Source organism: Cytobacillus sp. Hz8, assembly GCF_042263505.1.
In the GTDB taxonomy this organism is placed as follows: domain Bacteria; phylum Bacillota; class Bacilli; order Bacillales; family Cytobacillaceae; genus Bacillus_BE.
The window spans coordinates 157,981-174,860 of the sequence record NZ_JBHKFI010000007.1; the positions used below are offsets into that span (position 1 = coordinate 157,981).

Here is a 16,880-nt window from a genome sequence, read left to right on the forward strand (position 1 = left end):
GCGACGTCAACACATAAGTCTGCACACTTCACGTCCTGTGCGTCGAAAACTCCCATTGATGGAAGTTTCACTTTATCAAAAAAGCAATCGGAGAATTAGGTCCGATTGCTTTTCCAATATTTTATAATTTCTCAAGCAAAAGCTGTATCGTTTGTTCACCAGTTAAAAGAGCTTCTCCGCCACCTTGGGCAAATGATTCATTTCCGCCACCCTTTCCATTTATTAATGGCAGGATTTCTGAAATAAGGTTTTTCATATTCCCCTTTGCTGCTGTTCCTTTCGCACAAACAAGCTGTAACTGTGGTCCATTTATCGCGACAATGAAGGTGATAGTATCATTTGCCTCTGAAGTAATAATTCGTGCAAGCTTTTGTAATTCCTTGATGGTTCGATCTTTAAAGATATGGCTAACGATTTTTGTTTCCTTATGAGTATAACTTGTGTTGATTAAATCTTTTCCTTCATAAAAAAGTAAGGCATCCTTAGTTTCATCTAATGATTTTTCTAATTTTTTGCATTGATCTAAAAGCCGCTTTGCTGCATTTCCTAATTCATTTTCTGGTGCGCTTAATAAAGGGCTTAATTCTTTTAGGATTTGGTGTTTTTGCTGCAGTTCTTGGAGGAGGCGATCCCCACAAATAAAGGTTAAGCGGATTTTCTTTCGTTGTCGCTCCCATTCTAATAATTTGATTCCTCTAATTTGACCTGTTGTTGATGGATGTGTTCCCCCACAGCCGTTGTAATCAAAATCTGGGATGATAACGAGTCGAATATTGTCCGTAACACTTGGTTTCTTGCGCATGGGGTATTGTGATAATTCCGCCTCTCGAACCCATTTCGTTTCGATTGGCCGATTTTCCAAAATGATTTGATTCGCCCGTTGTTCTACCTTTGCAGCCGTTTTAAAATTTAATTCCTCTATATCTAAATCTATGGTTACAATATCCGTTCCCAAATGGAAGCTTACTGTATTAATATCAAATAGTTCTTCAAAAGCCGCTGAAAGGATATGCTGCCCTGCATGCTGCTGCATATGATCAAAGCGTCTTTCCCAGTTGATGATGCCAGTAATTTCTGAAACTTCATCTGAGAGGGGCTGTTCGACATAATGACGGATTTCTCCATCGATTTCCTCGACATTTATTACTTTTACATCATTGATTGTCCCTGTATCATGGGGCTGTCCGCCACCAGTTGGATAAAAGGCCGTTTTGTCCAAAATCACATAAGGCTTTCCGAATTCATCTACTTTCTGCAATAAAAGCTTTGCTGAGAAGGATTTTATGTACGGATCTTGATAATATAATTTGTTCATGATAATTGGACTCCTTTTTTTAATGTTTACTCCATTTTTGAGCGATACTCCTATAAACAAGCAATTAATTTAATGGTACCATGAAAATAAAGTTTTATCATGAATTTGGTCAACTTCTCATGGAGTGTTATAAGATAGATGAGATTTATGATACATAGTGAATTTCCTTATTACAAAAAATTGAGAACAACATGAAAAGAGGGTTATTCCTTTGACTATTATTTTATTTTTTTTCTTAGGTGGAATTATTAGTGTGCTTGGCGGTTTTTTTGGAGTTGGCGGCGGTTTTATTTTGACCCCCATTTTGTTATTGTCAGGGTTTGCCCCTGTAGTGGCCGTTACAACTAGTCTGCTCTTTACAATTGGCACGTCTGTTTCAGGTATTTTCGCGCATTTTCGCTTGAAAAATATTATGTGGAAAGAAGGCATTATATCAGGATTCAGTGGTGTAGTGGCCACCCAGTTTGCTCATCCCCTTGTTTTGTATATTGAACGTATAGGCTGGGATGATGTGGTCATTCCTGTTTTTTATGCCGCTTTATTAGGCTATTTTGCCATTTCCTTGTTGTTAAGAGGAAAGAAAGCCTCTGTTCGAGAAAAACAAACATTAAAGAAACCAGCTTTAGTGAAAATTATTATCATAGGGTTAGCGGGAGGTTTTGTATCTACTGTTCTAGGCGTGGGCGGCGGCTTTATCATGGTTCCACTTTCGATGTCTGTATTGGGCTATGAGCCTAAAAAGGCCGTTGGGACAAGTTTGTTTGCCGTTCTTTCCATTGTGAGCGTGGGATTCATTTCTTATGCTCTGACGGTATCATTTGATTATCGGATTGGCCTTCTTTTAATTGCTGGGGGACTTGTAGGTTCGCAGTTTGGTGCAAAGCTTACAGCCTATTTCCATAATTATGAAATAAGCCTGTTGCTCAGTATGCTTTATATCGCAACTTTTTTTAGTGTCATCCTCAAGTTACTCAAGTTAAGTGAAATTGGTTTAGGCTTATTATCCGTATTTGTCTTCTTCTTTTTCGCGTTTTCCTTTTTCAAAATTCACCAGAAGAAAAGCGAAAGGATGGTTTAGGTGCCAGGCACCACCCGATTTTTCTTTGTATTTGTCGAAAAGGCACACGGAATTCCATGTGCCTTTGTTTGTTTAAAAAGAGAATAATGGCATTTTGCATTGTTTCCAGTTCTTCACGAAAGAGGGCGCTGCAATTTGAATCCTTCTGTGTGCAGTCCTACATTAATGAATACTTGTTCCCGAGGAGAACATATACTCCTTATGATGATAATGGATGCTGAAGATTAAGCCCATCGCAAACATATTTCCCATTAGGGAACTTCCACCATAGCTGATAAAAGGTAGAGGAATCCCCGTAATGGGGAGTACTTGAATGGTCATTCCGATATTTTGAAATACATGAAAGGCGATCATACTGATGACCCCTGTGCAGATATAGGTATTGAATGGTTCATCGGTTTCTAAAGCTGTTTTGATTAGATGGTAGATAAGGATGAAGAATAATCCGATGACAATACTTCCACCAATAAATCCGTATTCTTCTCCAATAACGCTAAAAACAAAGTCAGTATGGCTTTCGGGAAGATAGATTTGTCTATTTCCTAAGCCTTTTCCCATTAATTGCCCTGAGCCAATTCCAAGAATGGAATTATAAAGCTGGAAGCTTTCCCCTTTAGGATCAAGATTTGGATTTAGCCAAGAATATATCCTGTTAAATTGATATTGTTCTATATGTAAATATTTTTCAAGAATTTGGGGAGCCTTAATGACTAAATAGAGAATAATGGCTCCAAAGGCTGCACCTCCTCCATAAATAGGCGTGATTAACTTCCATGAAATTCCTGAGACGAAAATAAGCCCAGTAATTATAGCGATAATCACAAGAGCAGTTCCTAAATCATCCTTGATGATTAAGCCCAGTGGAGGTAGGGTAGTTAGACAAAGTTTAAGTAAAAGCTGAAAGTCTGTTTTTAATGTTTTCATGGGATGATTTTCGTGATGGGAAGAAATAATTTTGCTTAGAACTAATATCAGAAAAATCTTTACAAATTCTGAAGGCTGAATGGAACCGAACCCTGGAATGATGAACCATAGTTTAGCTCCTTTAATCATAGGAGTAAAGTCTGAGACAGGAGATAGGACAAGGATAAGCAGTAAAAGAATGCCTAAACCATATAAATACCAGGAGAGACGTTTAAATTGATCACTATCAAAATACGTGACAATAGCGATTATAAAAATGCCGACCCCATACCATCTGATTTGTTTTAATAAATAGTTATCGTGAAGTCCATCAGATTGTTGTCCACTATAAATGGCGATACAGCTAATTAAAAAGAACATTAACAACAATAAACACAATGTCCAATCAAATTTATCAATCTTTTTCATTGTTTTTTTTATCATAGTGAGCACCTAAATTTAGTATTATTTCTAATTTTATCCTAACAGAGTCAATATTTTGAAACAATAACTCTTTCAAAAATGATTAGGCCTCCCGTATTATTTGACGATAATATGAAGAAGATAGTTTCAAAAAAGCCCATCCCAAAAGAGATTCTTTAAGGGATGGGCTACTTTTACATTAAATGATTTAAAAACATGGTGGCAATTCCAAAATAGGTAACTAATGAGAAGATATCATTCAAGGTTGTAATGAGTGGACCGGATGCGACAGCCGGGTCAATATTTAATTTATAAAGGACAAGCGGAATGATGGTTCCTGCTAATGTTCCGATAATGAGGGTGAGGAAGAGTGAACTTCCAACAACTAATCCAAGAATCGCATTTCCTTGCCAAATATAAGCGATTAATGAAATTAAAACGCCACATATGACACCAATGATCAAACCGACACCGAATTCACGCAATATGACCTTCAAGATAATTTTTTTATCAATGTCTTGAGAAACAAGTCCTCTTACAATGACTGCTAATGATTGAGTCCCTGTATTCCCACTCATCCCTGAAATCATGGGCATAAAGTAGGCTAATGCGACAACCTTTTTCAGCATGCCTTCATAGCCGCTAATGATACTGCCAGAGACAATTCCAATGAAAAGAAGAAGGATTAACCAAGGGAGACGTCTGTAAGCGGCAATGAATGATTTGGTATCGAAGTCAATAGCTTTACCTGAAGCAGAGAGCTTTTCAATATCTTCATTTGCTTCATAAATCACGATATCGATAATATCATCAACGGTGATGATCCCAACTAGTTCATTTTCTTCATTCACAGCGGGAATCGCTAAAAAGTCATAGCGGCGAATCACGCGAGCAACTTCTTCTTGGTCAATTAGAACCGACACTGAGATAACACGCTCAAACATAACATTTCGAATGATTTCTTGAGGTTCAGAGAGTAATAAATCACGATAAGAAACAACCCCAACGAGTTTAAGATTTTGGTCAACAACATATAAATAATTAAGGGTTTCTGCATATTCTGCAAAGGATTTTAATTTATCTACTGCTTCACGAACCGTGTAATAATCACGAATCCAAACAAATCGGTTGGTCATAATTCTCCCTGCAGTTTCTGGCGGGTAGTTCATTAGATTCTGAACGATTTGGGATTCTTCTTTTTTCATCCCAGATAATAGGGAAGCAATTTTTTCAGGGGAGAGGTCTTCTAGAAGTGAGGCTAAGTCATCGTTATCCATTTCATCAAGAACTTTTCCGGACTTTTCAATGCCTAGCTTGTTCAAGACTTCAATTTGTCCATCGCTATTTAGCTCTTGGATAAAGTCTGCAAGAGTGTCAATATTCATGAAAAGTAAAAAACGCGTTTTATGCTTTTCCGGCAGGTCATTATAAATTTGGGCAATGTCATATGGATGTAGCTCGTCGAGGATTGCTTCAAAATCCTTTTTCTTATTCTCTTTTAAAGCTTTAATAATGTGAAGTGTGATTTGATCTTCCGTCATTTTGTTGATCATACATTCACGCTCCTTCCACCGGAAAATGTTCATCATCATTTATTGTTTGTCAATGAAGGGTGAATCCATGCAGGTCTTTAGCACCGTTAGGACCGTTTTCTATCAACCATGAATATTATAAGTAATTTAAGGATGTTTTTAAATGAAGTTTTCTTTAAATAATAAAAAAGAAGGAAAAAGATGAATAAAATGTACTTGAATTATCATATAGGAAGAAAACTTTTCGTGTTTATGTCCTTTTTGAAAATTATTCTGCTATTTATAATGTAAAATAATGATAAATATAAGATAATTGTTTAAATATTTGTTAAAATTATGTAGAATAAAGGTTTAGACGGTTAAACTAGCATAAATGGTTTCTATTTTGGGGGTAATTCCATTGAAAAATGACATTCGTGATTTGGTTTATGTTCATTTAAATGAAAATGAACATTACGTTTTGTCTTATGGGGTGGAGTTCAAGGAGTTTGTTTCCACTCATTTGGATTTAATAAACAATATCTTATTGTTAAAGCATGGCTTTGATGATGGGGATTTAAATATGCATACCCTTTTAGAGTATGTTCCACAAATGAGACTGAAGAAGTTGATTCAGGATGATGTATATAGCTATGGGGATTTTTGCTGGATTGATTTTGAAGAAATAGAAGGTTTAAATGAATTACCTGGGCATGAGTTAGCTGAGCTCTTATATCTGGGTCATATTAAAGAGCATTTAAAGCCCCCTTTTTATAATTATTTAAGAAATCGCTTTGTTTATCTTGCCCATGATGACGGGTGGTGGAATAAAGTTTATTACCGCCATATCAATGATTTTTACCGTTTGCTAAGTGATGTGATATCGGAAAAACTCAGTCGTATTAAATTGGAAAAGAATCTTTTGGGGATTAAGAAAAAAAGGTCTTATGCATCTGTTCATAAAGAAGTTATTTTATCCTTAAAAGGGATGATGAAGGAAGGATTGCTTTTCTCCATAAAGGATGCTAAGCAAAACCGATTACGTATCGAATTGCCCATCTATGTAATTGGAGATTTCCTCAATATGGATGATATGTATGATGAATATGAAAGAGTAAAAAAAGGATATCCGGATGGAAAGCTAGTTTATGATAAAAAAACAAGAGAATGGAATTATCTATCAAATTAGGTCGAATAGGCTTGGCAATCGTCAGGCTTTTTTTAACTTTAAAAAAGAATTGTGAAAAAATTTGTAGAATAATCATGATAATGTTGTATAATTTGTTTTAGTGAAAAATGAATAGATGAGGAATACGGTGTTTTCGCTTTTGAAAACTTAAAAGGGAAGTTGGTGAAAATCCAACGCGGTCCCGCCACTGTAAATGGGAGCTTAGCTGTATCTAGCCACTGTGCAATTGTTTGTATGGGAAGGCGCAGTTAGAGCGATGACCATAAGCCAGGAAACCTGCCTAATTCCTACACCAAATAACCTACGAGGATAGGGGGTGTGCGGCGGGCTTATCAACATGATTTAGCCAAACAGCTTACACCAACATCTCTATAGACTAGGAGATGTTTTTTTGTTTTATAAAGGTTGTTAAAAATGGGGGATTTAGCATGAAAAAATGGTATTCTTATTTATTCGCACTTATTTTGTTAATAGGTGTATTGACAGGTTGCAATGCGGACTCAAAGACAGAGAAGAGCAGCAATTCAAACAAGACTGAACAAAAGGCAGAAGCCCTTTTTCCGGTAACGATTAAAGATGCTGTTAATAAAGAGGTAAAGATTGACAAGAAACCAGAAAGAATTGTCTCATTAATGCCAAGTAATACGGAAGTTGCGTTTAAACTAGGTTTAGGAGATAAAATGGTCGGTGTTTCTGATAATGATACGTATCCAGAAGAAGTGGCGAAAATTGATAAAGTCGGAGGCATGGAGCTTAACATTGAAAAAATCATATCTTTAAAGCCTGATTTGGTTTTAGCCCATGCATCAAGTGCCCATAATTCAACGGAAGGCTTACAGCAATTAAGAGATGCAGGAATTTCAGTTCTTGTGGTGAACGACGCCCAAAACTTTGCACAAGTGTATCAATCCATTGATATGATTGGGAAGGCAACTGGTGAGGTGGATAAGGCAAATGAAGTTATCCAATCAATGAAGGACAAGATTGCAGAAATTAAGGAAAAAGCTGCAGCAATTAAAGAAAAGAAATCGGTTTACATAGAAGTATCGCCAGCTCCGGATAATTTTACAACGGGGAAAAATACATTTATGAATGAAATGCTGACCATGATCAATGCGGATAATGTGGCTGGAGATTTAGAAGGATGGGTCAAAGTCGACCAAGAAGCGATTATTAAAAAGAATCCAGATGTGATCATTTCCACGTATGGAAGTTATGAAAAGAACGCAGTGGATAAAATCATGAAGAGAAAAGGCTGGCAAGATGTTAAGGCGGTCAAAAATAAACAAATCTTTGATGTGAACCCTGACATTGTCACTCGTTCCGGTCCAAGACTTGCTGAAGGGGTAGAGGAACTTGCAAAGGCCATTTATCCAGAAAACTTTAAATAACAAGCTGCTAGCTTATCTTTTTGCAGGGATATTTCTAGTTTTTTCAAGTTTATTAGCGATATCAATCGGGACGGTTTCTGTCCCGATTTCTGATATCGCCCAAATTTTAGGGACAAAAATTTTCCATCTTTCAACTACAGATGTGGATTCGATGAATGCTAATATTGTATTAAATATCCGATTGCCAAGAGTTATTTTGGCTGGTCTTGTAGGAGCAGCTCTCGCTATTGCGGGAGCTGCCTTTCAGGGCTTATTGAGGAATCCGTTAGCAGATCCGTATACACTTGGAGTTTCCTCAGGGGCATCTGTCGGGGCAGTGTTAACCTTATTTTTTCAGGTTTCCATCCCATTTGTTGGGGAGTTTACACTTCCGGTAATGAGTATTCTTTTTTCGATATTAACCATTTTCCTGGTGCTGTTATTTGCTCGAAAAATTGAGCATTCCATGAGGGTAGAGACCATTATTTTAACAGGAATTATTTTCAGCTCTTTTTTAGGTGCAGTGATTTCTTTAATGATTGCGTTAACAGGGGATGAACTAAGACAAATTATTGGCTGGTTATTAGGAAGTGTTTCGATGCGAGGCTGGTCTTATATTCATTTGATGCTTCCATTTTTTCTGCTTGGCTCTCTTCTTCTTATCCTAAATGCGAGAGAATTGAATGCCATGACTTTTGGTGAAGAGCGGGCACAACATTTAGGCGTGAATGTGGCTAAGAGAAAGATGCTGATCTTAATTGCGGGTTCGATTTTAACAGGAGCTGCTGTGGCTGTCTCAGGGACGATTGGTTTTGTCGGCTTGGTCATTCCACATTTGACGAGGCTATTATGGGGATCGGATCATAAGCATTTGCTCCCTCTATCCATTTTAACCGGTAGTGGATTTTTGATTTTAGCTGACTTGGTGGCGAGGACTATTATTTCACCAACTGAATTACCTATTGGCGTAATCACGGCATTAATCGGTGCGCCGGTATTTGCACTTATTTTAATCAAAAGAAGGACGGAAGGCAGGGGATCATGATGTTAACCGCGGAAGGATTAACAGGGGGTTATTTGAATAAGCCCATTTTGAAGGATGTCTCCTTTCAAGTGGATCAAGGAGAGTTCTTTGGAATATTAGGACCGAATGGAAGCGGAAAAACAACGCTTCTGAAAATGCTAAGCGGAATTCTTCCCCTTCAAGAAGGGAGTATTTTGTTTAAAGGAAAATCACTTCAATCATATTCCCCAAAACAGCTAGCGAAATCGATGGCTGTTCTTCCGCAGCTTTCCTCACAAAACTTTGCCTATTCTGTTAAGGAAACTGTTTCTGTTGGACGTTATGCCCATCATAAGGGCTGGTTTCAAACGTGGAGTCAGGAAGATGAGGCAGTTGTGCAAAGAGTCATGCAGCAAACAGGAGTCTCCGTATTGCAGGATAAAAATATATTAGAGCTTTCCGGTGGCGAGAGGCAGAGGGTATTTCTGGCGCAGGCACTGGCGCAGGAGCCCGAAATTCTTCTATTAGATGAACCTACTAATCATTTGGATTTATCTTTTCAAAAGGAATTATTAGACCAACTAAAAGCTTGGACCATTGAAAATGGACTTACGGTGATTTCCATTTTCCATGATTTAAATTTGGCCGGATTATATTGTGACAGACTTCTATTACTGGAGAATGGCATTATTGATATTGAGCATATTCCAAATGAGGTATTAAAAGAGGAGAGAATTAAGAGAATTTATCGGACGCATATTCAGAAAATTCCGCACCCAAGAGTGGCTGCCCCCCAAATTGTATTACTGCCAGTTCATGATTCTCACAATCATTCATCCACAGCCTTTGATGAATCGATGCTAGAACAGGTAGAGGATCGTATTATTTTTCATTCACCAAGACCATTGAAGTGTATGTCTTCCGGAGTTGTAGGCTCCGGCTTTGGTTGGTATCAAACATTTGTTAATCGCCATGTTGATAAGAGTTATAATTGTCATCATCATCAGGAAGAAATGGTCCAATATTTGAGGGATAAGGGGATGGATCCGGTCAACAGCGTTGGAATGATGACAGCTGTCTTCTTAGAAGATGTTTATTATAGAAAATACGAAGATAATGCTTTATCGCTTTTCATTGTCGTCACCGCAGGGTTGGGAAACGCAGTTGATGCTTCAAAATCCTATGAGCATTCCTTCACGCCCATGCCTGGAACCATCAATACTTGGATATTCATTGAGGGAGAAATGTCGGATGAAGCCTATATTCAAAGCATCATGACAGCAACCGAATCGAAAGTAAAGGCACTGTTTGATTTAGAGGTCTATGATTCGGTGACGAATTCCCTTGCAACGGGCACTTCGACAGATAGTATATTGATTGCTTCAACGCAAATGGGGGAAAGAATTACGTATGCTGGGACTATTACCCCTCTCGGAAAATTGATTGGCAAGGGAGTCTATGAATGTACGACTGAGGCCATTAAAAAAAGTAAGGAAAGGGTAAGAAAATGATGATTTATCATTTATGCTCGATTACCTTGGCTTATTTTCTCGATAAGTTAGTAGGAGATCCACCAACTTGGCCGCATCCGGTAAAGTGGTTTGGGAGGATGATTTCTTTCTTAGAGAAGCGCTGGAATAGAGGGAGCAGACGTAAATTAAAAGGTTTTTTGCTGCTTGTGAGTATGCTGCTTTTGGTAGCTGGCTCGACAAGTGCTCTTGTATGGTACGGGTATCATATTCATCCAGGAGTAGGTATGGTTCTTGAAGCGATTCTCATTGCCGCGACTATTGCAGAAAAAAGCTTGAAAGAGGCTGCGCTTGAGGTGTATGAACCGCTTGAAAACGGGGACATTGAGGAAGCGAGAGTAAAGCTTTCTTATATTGTTGGGCGAGATACGGACACTTTAGAAGAAGGAGAAATTGTTCGGGGAACGGTTGAAACAGTGGCTGAAAATACAAGCGATGGAATAACGGCTCCGTTATTTTGGGCTTTTATTGGGGGTGCTCCTTTAGCGCTGGTCTATCGCCTAGTTAATACTTGTGATTCTATGGTTGGCTATAAGAATGAACGATTTATGGATTTTGGCTTTGCCTCTGCAAAGCTAGATGATCTATTAAACTTGATCCCAAGCCGATTGACCGGTTTTTTCATGCTTCTAATGAACCAACCCAAGTATTTTAATTGGAAACAATCATGGGGGATATTGGTTCGGGATGCGAGACGGCATCCAAGTCCAAATAGTGGCTGGGGGGAGGCAGCAGTTGCTGCTCTTCTAGGAATCCAATTAGGTGGAATCAATTATTATAAAGGAATAATTTCGATTCGGGCAAAAATGGGAGAGCCTATGGTGGATTTGGAAAGGGAGCATATCATGGAGAGTATTCTCATTATGGAAAGAACCGTTTTCCTGTTTATCTTATTCCTCTGGATTGGAGGCATTTTCATTGACATTACCTATTCATGGCTCTAATCCTAGCTATTTATATCAAGCATTAGGAATAGAGCCACCAAAACAACTTATTGATTTTAGTGCAAATATCAATCCTCTAGGACCACCAGGTGCACTTAGAGAGAATTGGGGAAACTTTTTTGATCCCATATTGGTTTACCCGGATCCAAAAGTCCAGCGCTTAACCAAGCGGATGTCTAAGGAATTAGGGATTGATGAGGAGTGGATTCTATTTGGAAATGGGGCTTCAGAGCTAATTGGATTAGTTGGACGCTTGCTTTTTGGTAAAAAGGTGTTAATTGTTCAGCCTGCCTTTGCAGAGTATGAGGCAGCTTGCTTAGTTAATCAATGTGAAGTTTTTTCATATCAATTAACAGAACCTGATTGGCAAATAGATGTTGAAGAGATTAAAAGTTCTATCAAAAAAGTAGATGCAGTCTTTTTCTGCAATCCAAGTAATCCGACTGGGATTCATTATTCTAATGAAATAATTAGGGACCTAATCAATATTTGTAAGGAAAGCAATTGCTATCTTATCCTCGATGAAGCTTTTTATGATTACATAGACATTTACGAGTCGATTGTTCCTTATATTGAAGAAGGAGATAGAGTGATTCTACTAAGATCCATGACAAAGATGTTTGCTATTCCTGGTCTCCGGCTTGGGTATGTTGTGGCTAAGCCAACGATTATTTCTAAACTGAAAACCTATCAACCTCATTGGAGTGTGAATACAGTTGCTATGCTAGCCGGAGAAATATGTTTAGAGGTTCATGATTTTCAGCAAGAAACGCTGGACTTTATTTCAAAGGAAAGAGCAGCAATATTTCACTTTTTAGAAGAAGAAGGATATATTCATTCCGCTTCGCAAACCAATTTTTATCTTTTGCGGGATCCGAATCTAGAGGATCAATCGCTACTTATTGCCTTTCTGCTAAAAAAGGGGATCGTTCCTAGACATACGTTTAATTTCTCTGGTTTAGATGGGAGATGGCTGCGCTTTGCCATCAAAAGTCACCAGGAAAATCGCCAATTAATGAATGTCCTAAAGCAATGGAGGAATGGGTAAATGCTCATCTTCATTACCGGTGGAGTACGAAGCGGAAAGAGTAGTTTTGCTGAAAAAACGGCAATGGCTCTTGCAAAGGAAATCAATGGACAACTTCATTATATTGCAACAGGAGTTGCATCTGATCCAGAAATGCAGGAAAGAGTTTGTCGTCACCAAAAGGATCGGGCAAATGGCCCTTATTTATGGAAAACCTGGGAAAAACCCTATCTTGTTGGGAAACTGGGTTCTAAGTTTTCAAAAAGAGATATCCTGCTATTGGATTGCGTGACGACTCTTTTAAATAATGAGTTTTATCTGCATGAAGCAGAGTTAGATAGCCATGTATTAAAAGGGATAAAAGATAGGGTTCTTTCCGGAATAATAAAATTGGCAGGCTGCAGCCATTCTTTAATTGTTGTGAGTAATGAAATCCTTTTTGAACCATGTCAAAGTCCATTTGTTCTTTCTTATCAAAAATTATTGGGAGAGCTTCATCAAGAGATTGTTCAAAGGGCTGATAAGGCTTATATGGTCGAAATGGGGATTCCAATATTAATGAAAGGTGACTTATCATGAAAGGAATTATGATTCAAGGGACCTCATCTGATGTAGGAAAGAGCTTGATAGTAACGGCTCTTTGCAGGCATCTCTCTAATCAGGGACTAAAGGTGGCTCCGTTTAAATCACAAAATATGTCGAATAATTCTTATGTCACTGCAGATGGAAAGGAAATTGGCAGAGCTCAGGGAATTCAGGCAGAAGCGGCAAGGACAGAAGCAACTACCTCGATGAATCCAATTCTATTGAAACCGCGTTCGGAGAAGGAAGCAGAGGTAGTGTTAAACGGTCAAGTGGTGGAAACTTTGTCAGGAAGCAGATATCGTCAAACCTTTTATGAGAGAGGGCAAGAGGCAATAGCGTTTGCACTTGAAGAACTAAAGTCTACATACGAGATTCTCGTGATTGAAGGGGCAGGTAGTCCTGTTGAAATGAATTTGAATGACCGTGAGCTTGTCAATATGAAGGTAGCTGAAATGGCTGATGTTCCGGTTGTTTTAGTGGCTGATATTGATCGAGGAGGGGTATTTGCCTCCATCGTTGGGACGCTGGAGTTATTAACGCCCATTCAAAGAAAAAGAGTCCGGGGGATCATCATTAATAAGTTCCGTGGAGAAAGAGAATTATTTCATAGCGGTATTAAATGGCTGGAAGAGAAGACGGGAATTCCGGTCCTTGGCTTGTTACCTTATATCGAACATCATGGGATTGATGGAGAGGATTCTTTATCGATTGAGCACCATTATTTTGGCAAGAAAAAAGGGAATTTGGATATTGCTGTGATTCGTCTTCCGTTAATTTCAAATTATAGTGATTTTGAGTCCTTTGCATCTGAAGCAGATGTTTCTATTCGCTGGGTTCAACATGTTTCTGAGTTTGGTCAACCAGATGCCGTGATTATTCCAGGAACAAAGAGCACGATAGCCGATTTGGACTTTTTAATTGAAAACCATTGGGATGAGTGTCTTCAAGATTTCGTGGCAGCTGGTGGTTATTTGGTTGGAATCTGTGGCGGTTATCAAATGCTAGGAAATGAAATAATCGATGAGGCAGGAACAGATACGGGCCATAAGAAGCTAAAGGTAGAGGGCTTACGAATGATTCCAGCTATAACGATATTTGAAAATGAAAAGGATACGATAAGAGTGAAAGGAAGGATTCATCCTGCAACTAGGATAAGAAATACTCCATCAATCGAAGGATATGAAATTCATTTAGGAAGAACGACAGTAGATGAGCTTCATGCCTTTTTACAATTAGAAGGAAATCGATCTGAAGGATACTACGGTCAGAATGGAAGAATCATTGGCACGTATTTGCATCATTTATTTTTTAATGATGAATGGAGAAATATATGGCTTAATAGGCTAAGGGTAGAAAAAGGACTTGAAGAAAAAGAGGTTGTTAATACTAGGAATGTTAAGGATATGAAATACGATGAACTTGCAGCAAGTTTTGAAAAATATTTGGATTGGGAGTCTTTGGGGAAAATCATTGACCAATGGGATGCTGAACAATGAAATGGATAAAAGGGCTATTAATTAATGTACAATTTTTTACTGCGATTCCTCTGCCGTTAGAGCTTCCAATGGATTCTATGCATTTAAAAAAGGCAATTCAGACCTTTCCTTTGTTAGGGATTCTTCAAGGGGCTTTATTTTCAACTTTATTATGGGGGCTAACTGAATGGAGCCCATTTTCACAACTTGCCATTGCCTTTCTCATTTGGTGTGCAACCATCTTGATAACAGGTGGGATCCATTTAGATGGCTGGATCGATGCGAGCGATGCTTATTTCTCTTTTCGCGATATTCATAAACGTTTGGAAATTATGAAGGATCCAAGGACGGGAGCTTTTGGGGTTCTTTCGGTTTTGCTGTTATTAAGCTCTCGTTTTTTATTTATCTATGAGATTGTGAAGATGCTTCAGCCAGAAACTTATTTTGCCATTTCCCTTATCCCTTTTTTCAGCAAATCTGTTTTAGGAGGGGTTCTATTATCGGTTCCTTCCGCCAAAAAAGAGGGATTAGGAGCATTATTTCAGGCAGCAGCAACCTTTTCATCCTTATGGGTCTATCTGATTTATTTCGGTTTCGTCTTTCTTTTTCTAATCATCATGAAAATAGATTTTCTAGTGTTACCGCTAATCTTATTTCTTGTTTCTATTCTTGGGTATCTATTTTTAAGAAGAAAGATTGTGAAATGGTTTAGTGGTATTACTGGAGATCTACTTGGAGCATCTGTAGAGGGGATTGAATGGTTATTATGGATAACATTGTGGTTATTGCATTATTTCGTCATGGTTTAACGGAAGAAAATAAAAGAGGTGGTTATTTAGGCTGGAATGATTCTCCCCTTGTTTCAACTAAAAGGGAAGACTATCAGTTTCAATTTGACCCTTATGAGCAATACTATTGTAGCGATTTGCAGAGATGTGTGACAACGGCTCAATTGCTTTTCCCGGATGAAGAACCAACTTGTTTGAAAGAACTTAGGGAAATGAATTTTGGGGATTGGCAAGGTAAAACGTATGAGGAGTTAAAGGATGATGGGCGCTACCGAGCTTGGATTGATAATTTAATGTCCATTACACCTCCAAATGGAGAGTCCTTCTCGCGGTTTGCAGAAAGAATTGATTCCGGTTGGAGGAGAATTACAAATGAGATTTTGGATAACGATGTGTCAAGAGTAGCCATTGTTACACATGGAGGCGTGGTTCGTTATCTCTTAATGAGATTTGCCCAAGAAGAAAAATCGTTTTGGGATTGGAAAATTTTTCACGGTACAGGATATGAACTGATATTTGATAAAAAGGCGCTTAGGAGTGGTGGGAAGTGCACTTCGTTACAGGTGGTTCCTTCAATGGAAAAAAATCATGGGTAAAAAATAAATATCAAAATCAGAGCTGCTATTGGCTCAATTTTTATAAAAAGGATCCTTTTTCGCTGCCAGATGAGAATAATCAAGCGAGTGTTCTCGTCTTGGAGGGAGTCGAAGCATGGATAAAAAGTCTCATAGAACAATATAATGAACAGGAATGTCGTCAAAGATGGCGAAAGATTTTAGAGAAGCTCCAAATATGGAAGGAAGGAAGCCCAGATAGGCAAGTGGTTTTTATCGGGGCAGATATTTCAAAAGGTATTGTCCCGATGGATAAAAAGGATCGCCTATGGCGGGATGTAACAGGCTGGTGCTATCAAGATTTAGCCGCAAAGGCGGACAGAATTGATCTGATTTGGTATGGAATCAATCAAACAATCAAATAAGGGGGTAGTATGCATGAAGCTTTATACACGAAAAGGAGACAAGGGAAAAACAAGTATTATCGGGGGACGCGTGGATAAGGATGATACCCGTGTCGAGGCTTACGGAACCGTAGACGAAGTCAATTGTTTTGTGGGCTTAGCGATGTCTGAGTTAGATACAGAAGTTTATCAGGATGTCTTACTGGATTTAGAAAAAATACAGCATGAGCTATTTGATTGCGGCGGGGATTTAGCCAATGTTACGAGTAAAAGAGAATTGAAATTAACGAAGGAAGCGGTTGATTATCTTGAGGAACGGATCGATCAATTAACGGCAGAAGCACCAGAATTAGAGCGATTTATTTTACCAGGTGGAACAAGAGCTGCAGCAACGATACATATCGCTAGAACCGTCACGAGACGAGCAGAACGTCTAGTAGTAAAGCTTTTGAAGGCCGATTCAAGTACACCGGAGACGGCCTTACAATATCTAAACCGCCTTTCAGATTATTTCTTTGCACTTGCGCGAGTTGTAAATTTTCGACGCCATGTCAAGGATGTGGAATATATTCGAAGCGCCAAGGTTTTTAGAGAGCATAAACCGAAAGATGAAAAATAAGGAAAGTCGAATAGCTATTTAACCATGTGAAGGCTCCCCTATTGCAGGGGAGTTTTTTGTTTGTTACGCTCTAATTATTGAAATGGACAAGGCAAGTTGCAAGGGCCACTTGATTATTTGAAAGGTAATAAGATTGTGGAGAAAGATGGCTAATGACTTGTTT

The 16,880-nt window shown here is 38.5% G+C and carries 16 protein-coding genes and 1 riboswitch; of the genes, 13 read left to right on the forward strand and 3 right to left on the reverse strand.

Annotated elements, in window-relative coordinates:
* Window positions 1–121: 121 nt before the first annotated feature.
* On the reverse strand, window positions 122–1,315 hold the full coding sequence (locus ACE38V_RS11080; RefSeq protein WP_375841318.1) for an alanyl-tRNA editing protein: 1,194 nt from the start codon (window positions 1,313–1,315) through the stop codon (window positions 122–124).
* A 211-nt stretch (window positions 1,316–1,526) separates the two neighbouring features.
* On the opposite strand from ACE38V_RS11080, the gene ACE38V_RS11085 reads away from it, so the two are divergent.
* Window positions 1,527–2,393 (forward strand): sulfite exporter TauE/SafE family protein, encoded by an 867-nt coding sequence (locus ACE38V_RS11085; RefSeq protein ID WP_375841319.1) that lies wholly within the window; start codon window positions 1,527–1,529, stop codon window positions 2,391–2,393.
* Between the two features lie 162 nt (window positions 2,394–2,555).
* Here the strand turns inward: ACE38V_RS11085 and ACE38V_RS11090 are convergent, their stop codons facing one another.
* Both ACE38V_RS11090 and mgtE read right to left on the reverse strand, forming a co-directional pair.
* Window positions 2,556–3,737 (reverse strand): FtsW/RodA/SpoVE family cell cycle protein, encoded by a 1,182-nt coding sequence (locus ACE38V_RS11090; protein ID WP_375841350.1) that lies wholly within the window; start codon window positions 3,735–3,737, stop codon window positions 2,556–2,558.
* A gap of 176 nt (window positions 3,738–3,913) precedes the next feature.
* Window positions 3,914–5,272: a magnesium transporter gene (gene mgtE, locus ACE38V_RS11095; protein ID WP_375841320.1), complete on the reverse strand. Its 1,359-nt coding sequence runs from the start codon at window positions 5,270–5,272 to the stop codon at window positions 3,914–3,916.
* A 379-nt stretch (window positions 5,273–5,651) separates the two neighbouring features.
* Between mgtE and ACE38V_RS11100 the strand changes: the two genes are divergently transcribed.
* The 12 genes from ACE38V_RS11100 to ACE38V_RS11155 all read left to right on the forward strand — a co-directional run bounded on the left by ACE38V_RS11100 (window position 5,652) and on the right by ACE38V_RS11155 (window position 16,717).
* Window positions 5,652–6,419 carry a hypothetical protein gene (locus ACE38V_RS11100; protein WP_375841321.1) on the forward strand — a complete coding sequence of 256 codons (768 nt, stop codon included), beginning with the start codon at window positions 5,652–5,654 and terminating at the stop codon, window positions 6,417–6,419.
* A 108-nt stretch (window positions 6,420–6,527) separates the two neighbouring features.
* Window positions 6,528–6,717: riboswitch (cobalamin riboswitch) on the forward strand.
* Window positions 6,718–6,847: 130 nt separating this feature from the next.
* On the forward strand, window positions 6,848–7,810 hold the full coding sequence (locus ACE38V_RS11105) for an ABC transporter substrate-binding protein (protein ID WP_375841322.1): 963 nt from the start codon (window positions 6,848–6,850) through the stop codon (window positions 7,808–7,810).
* Window positions 7,776–8,834 (forward strand): FecCD family ABC transporter permease, encoded by a 1,059-nt coding sequence (locus tag ACE38V_RS11110; RefSeq protein WP_375841323.1) that lies wholly within the window; start codon window positions 7,776–7,778, stop codon window positions 8,832–8,834. The genes ACE38V_RS11105 and ACE38V_RS11110 overlap by 35 nt, the downstream gene beginning before the upstream one ends.
* Window positions 8,834–10,303: an adenosylcobinamide amidohydrolase gene (locus ACE38V_RS11115; protein ID WP_375841324.1), complete on the forward strand. Its 1,470-nt coding sequence runs from the start codon at window positions 8,834–8,836 to the stop codon at window positions 10,301–10,303. Before ACE38V_RS11110 ends, ACE38V_RS11115 begins: the two co-directional genes overlap by 1 nt.
* Complete coding sequence (cbiB, locus tag ACE38V_RS11120) at window positions 10,300–11,265, forward strand: adenosylcobinamide-phosphate synthase CbiB (protein ID WP_375841325.1); 966 nt, start codon at window positions 10,300–10,302, stop codon at window positions 11,263–11,265. The genes ACE38V_RS11115 and cbiB overlap by 4 nt, the downstream gene beginning before the upstream one ends.
* Window positions 11,240–12,313 carry a threonine-phosphate decarboxylase CobD gene (gene cobD / locus ACE38V_RS11125; RefSeq protein ID WP_375841326.1) on the forward strand — a complete coding sequence of 358 codons (1,074 nt, stop codon included), beginning with the start codon at window positions 11,240–11,242 and terminating at the stop codon, window positions 12,311–12,313. Before cbiB ends, cobD begins: the two co-directional genes overlap by 26 nt.
* A complete protein-coding gene (locus ACE38V_RS11130) occupies window positions 12,314–12,871 on the forward strand; it encodes a bifunctional adenosylcobinamide kinase/adenosylcobinamide-phosphate guanylyltransferase (RefSeq protein ID WP_375841327.1) in 558 nt (185 codons plus the stop codon).
* Window positions 12,868–14,373: a cobyric acid synthase gene (locus ACE38V_RS11135; RefSeq protein WP_375841328.1), complete on the forward strand. Its 1,506-nt coding sequence runs from the start codon at window positions 12,868–12,870 to the stop codon at window positions 14,371–14,373. The genes ACE38V_RS11130 and ACE38V_RS11135 overlap by 4 nt, the downstream gene beginning before the upstream one ends.
* Window positions 14,370–15,161: an adenosylcobinamide-GDP ribazoletransferase gene (cobS, locus tag ACE38V_RS11140; protein ID WP_375841329.1), complete on the forward strand. Its 792-nt coding sequence runs from the start codon at window positions 14,370–14,372 to the stop codon at window positions 15,159–15,161. The genes ACE38V_RS11135 and cobS overlap by 4 nt, the downstream gene beginning before the upstream one ends.
* The gene (locus tag ACE38V_RS11145; protein ID WP_375841330.1) at window positions 15,119–15,736 is read left to right on the forward strand and encodes a histidine phosphatase family protein; all 618 of its coding nucleotides are present in this window, start codon (window positions 15,119–15,121) and stop codon (window positions 15,734–15,736) included. The genes cobS and ACE38V_RS11145 overlap by 43 nt, the downstream gene beginning before the upstream one ends.
* Window positions 15,688–16,119, forward strand: a complete 432-nt coding sequence (locus tag ACE38V_RS11150; protein WP_375841331.1) for a bifunctional adenosylcobinamide kinase/adenosylcobinamide-phosphate guanylyltransferase — start codon at window positions 15,688–15,690, stop codon at window positions 16,117–16,119. The genes ACE38V_RS11145 and ACE38V_RS11150 overlap by 49 nt, the downstream gene beginning before the upstream one ends.
* Window positions 16,120–16,132: 13 nt before the next feature.
* Window positions 16,133–16,717, forward strand: a complete 585-nt coding sequence (locus ACE38V_RS11155; protein WP_375841332.1) for a cob(I)yrinic acid a,c-diamide adenosyltransferase — start codon at window positions 16,133–16,135, stop codon at window positions 16,715–16,717.
* The last annotated feature ends 163 nt before the right edge of the window (window positions 16,718–16,880 follow it).

Excerpts from the sequence above, each read along its gene's own strand:
- cobS (WP_375841329.1), top strand. The coding sequence starts at position 14,370 with ATGAAATGGATAAAAGGGCTATTAATTAATGTACAATTTTTTACTGCG.
- mgtE (WP_375841320.1), bottom strand. The coding sequence starts at position 5,272 with ATGATCAACAAAATGACGGAAGATCAAATCACACTTCACATTATTAAA.
- ACE38V_RS11135 (WP_375841328.1), top strand. The coding sequence starts at position 12,868 with ATGAAAGGAATTATGATTCAAGGGACCTCATCTGATGTAGGAAAGAGC.
- ACE38V_RS11115 (WP_375841324.1), top strand. The coding sequence starts at position 8,834 with ATGTTAACCGCGGAAGGATTAACAGGGGGTTATTTGAATAAGCCCATT.
- ACE38V_RS11155 (WP_375841332.1), top strand. The coding sequence starts at position 16,133 with ATGAAGCTTTATACACGAAAAGGAGACAAGGGAAAAACAAGTATTATC.
- ACE38V_RS11080 (WP_375841318.1), bottom strand. The coding sequence starts at position 1,315 with ATGAACAAATTATATTATCAAGATCCGTACATAAAATCCTTCTCAGCA.
- cbiB (WP_375841325.1), top strand. The coding sequence starts at position 10,300 with ATGATGATTTATCATTTATGCTCGATTACCTTGGCTTATTTTCTCGAT.
- ACE38V_RS11130 (WP_375841327.1), top strand. The coding sequence starts at position 12,314 with ATGCTCATCTTCATTACCGGTGGAGTACGAAGCGGAAAGAGTAGTTTT.
- ACE38V_RS11145 (WP_375841330.1), top strand. The coding sequence starts at position 15,119 with ATGGATAACATTGTGGTTATTGCATTATTTCGTCATGGTTTAACGGAA.
- ACE38V_RS11105 (WP_375841322.1), top strand. The coding sequence starts at position 6,848 with ATGAAAAAATGGTATTCTTATTTATTCGCACTTATTTTGTTAATAGGT.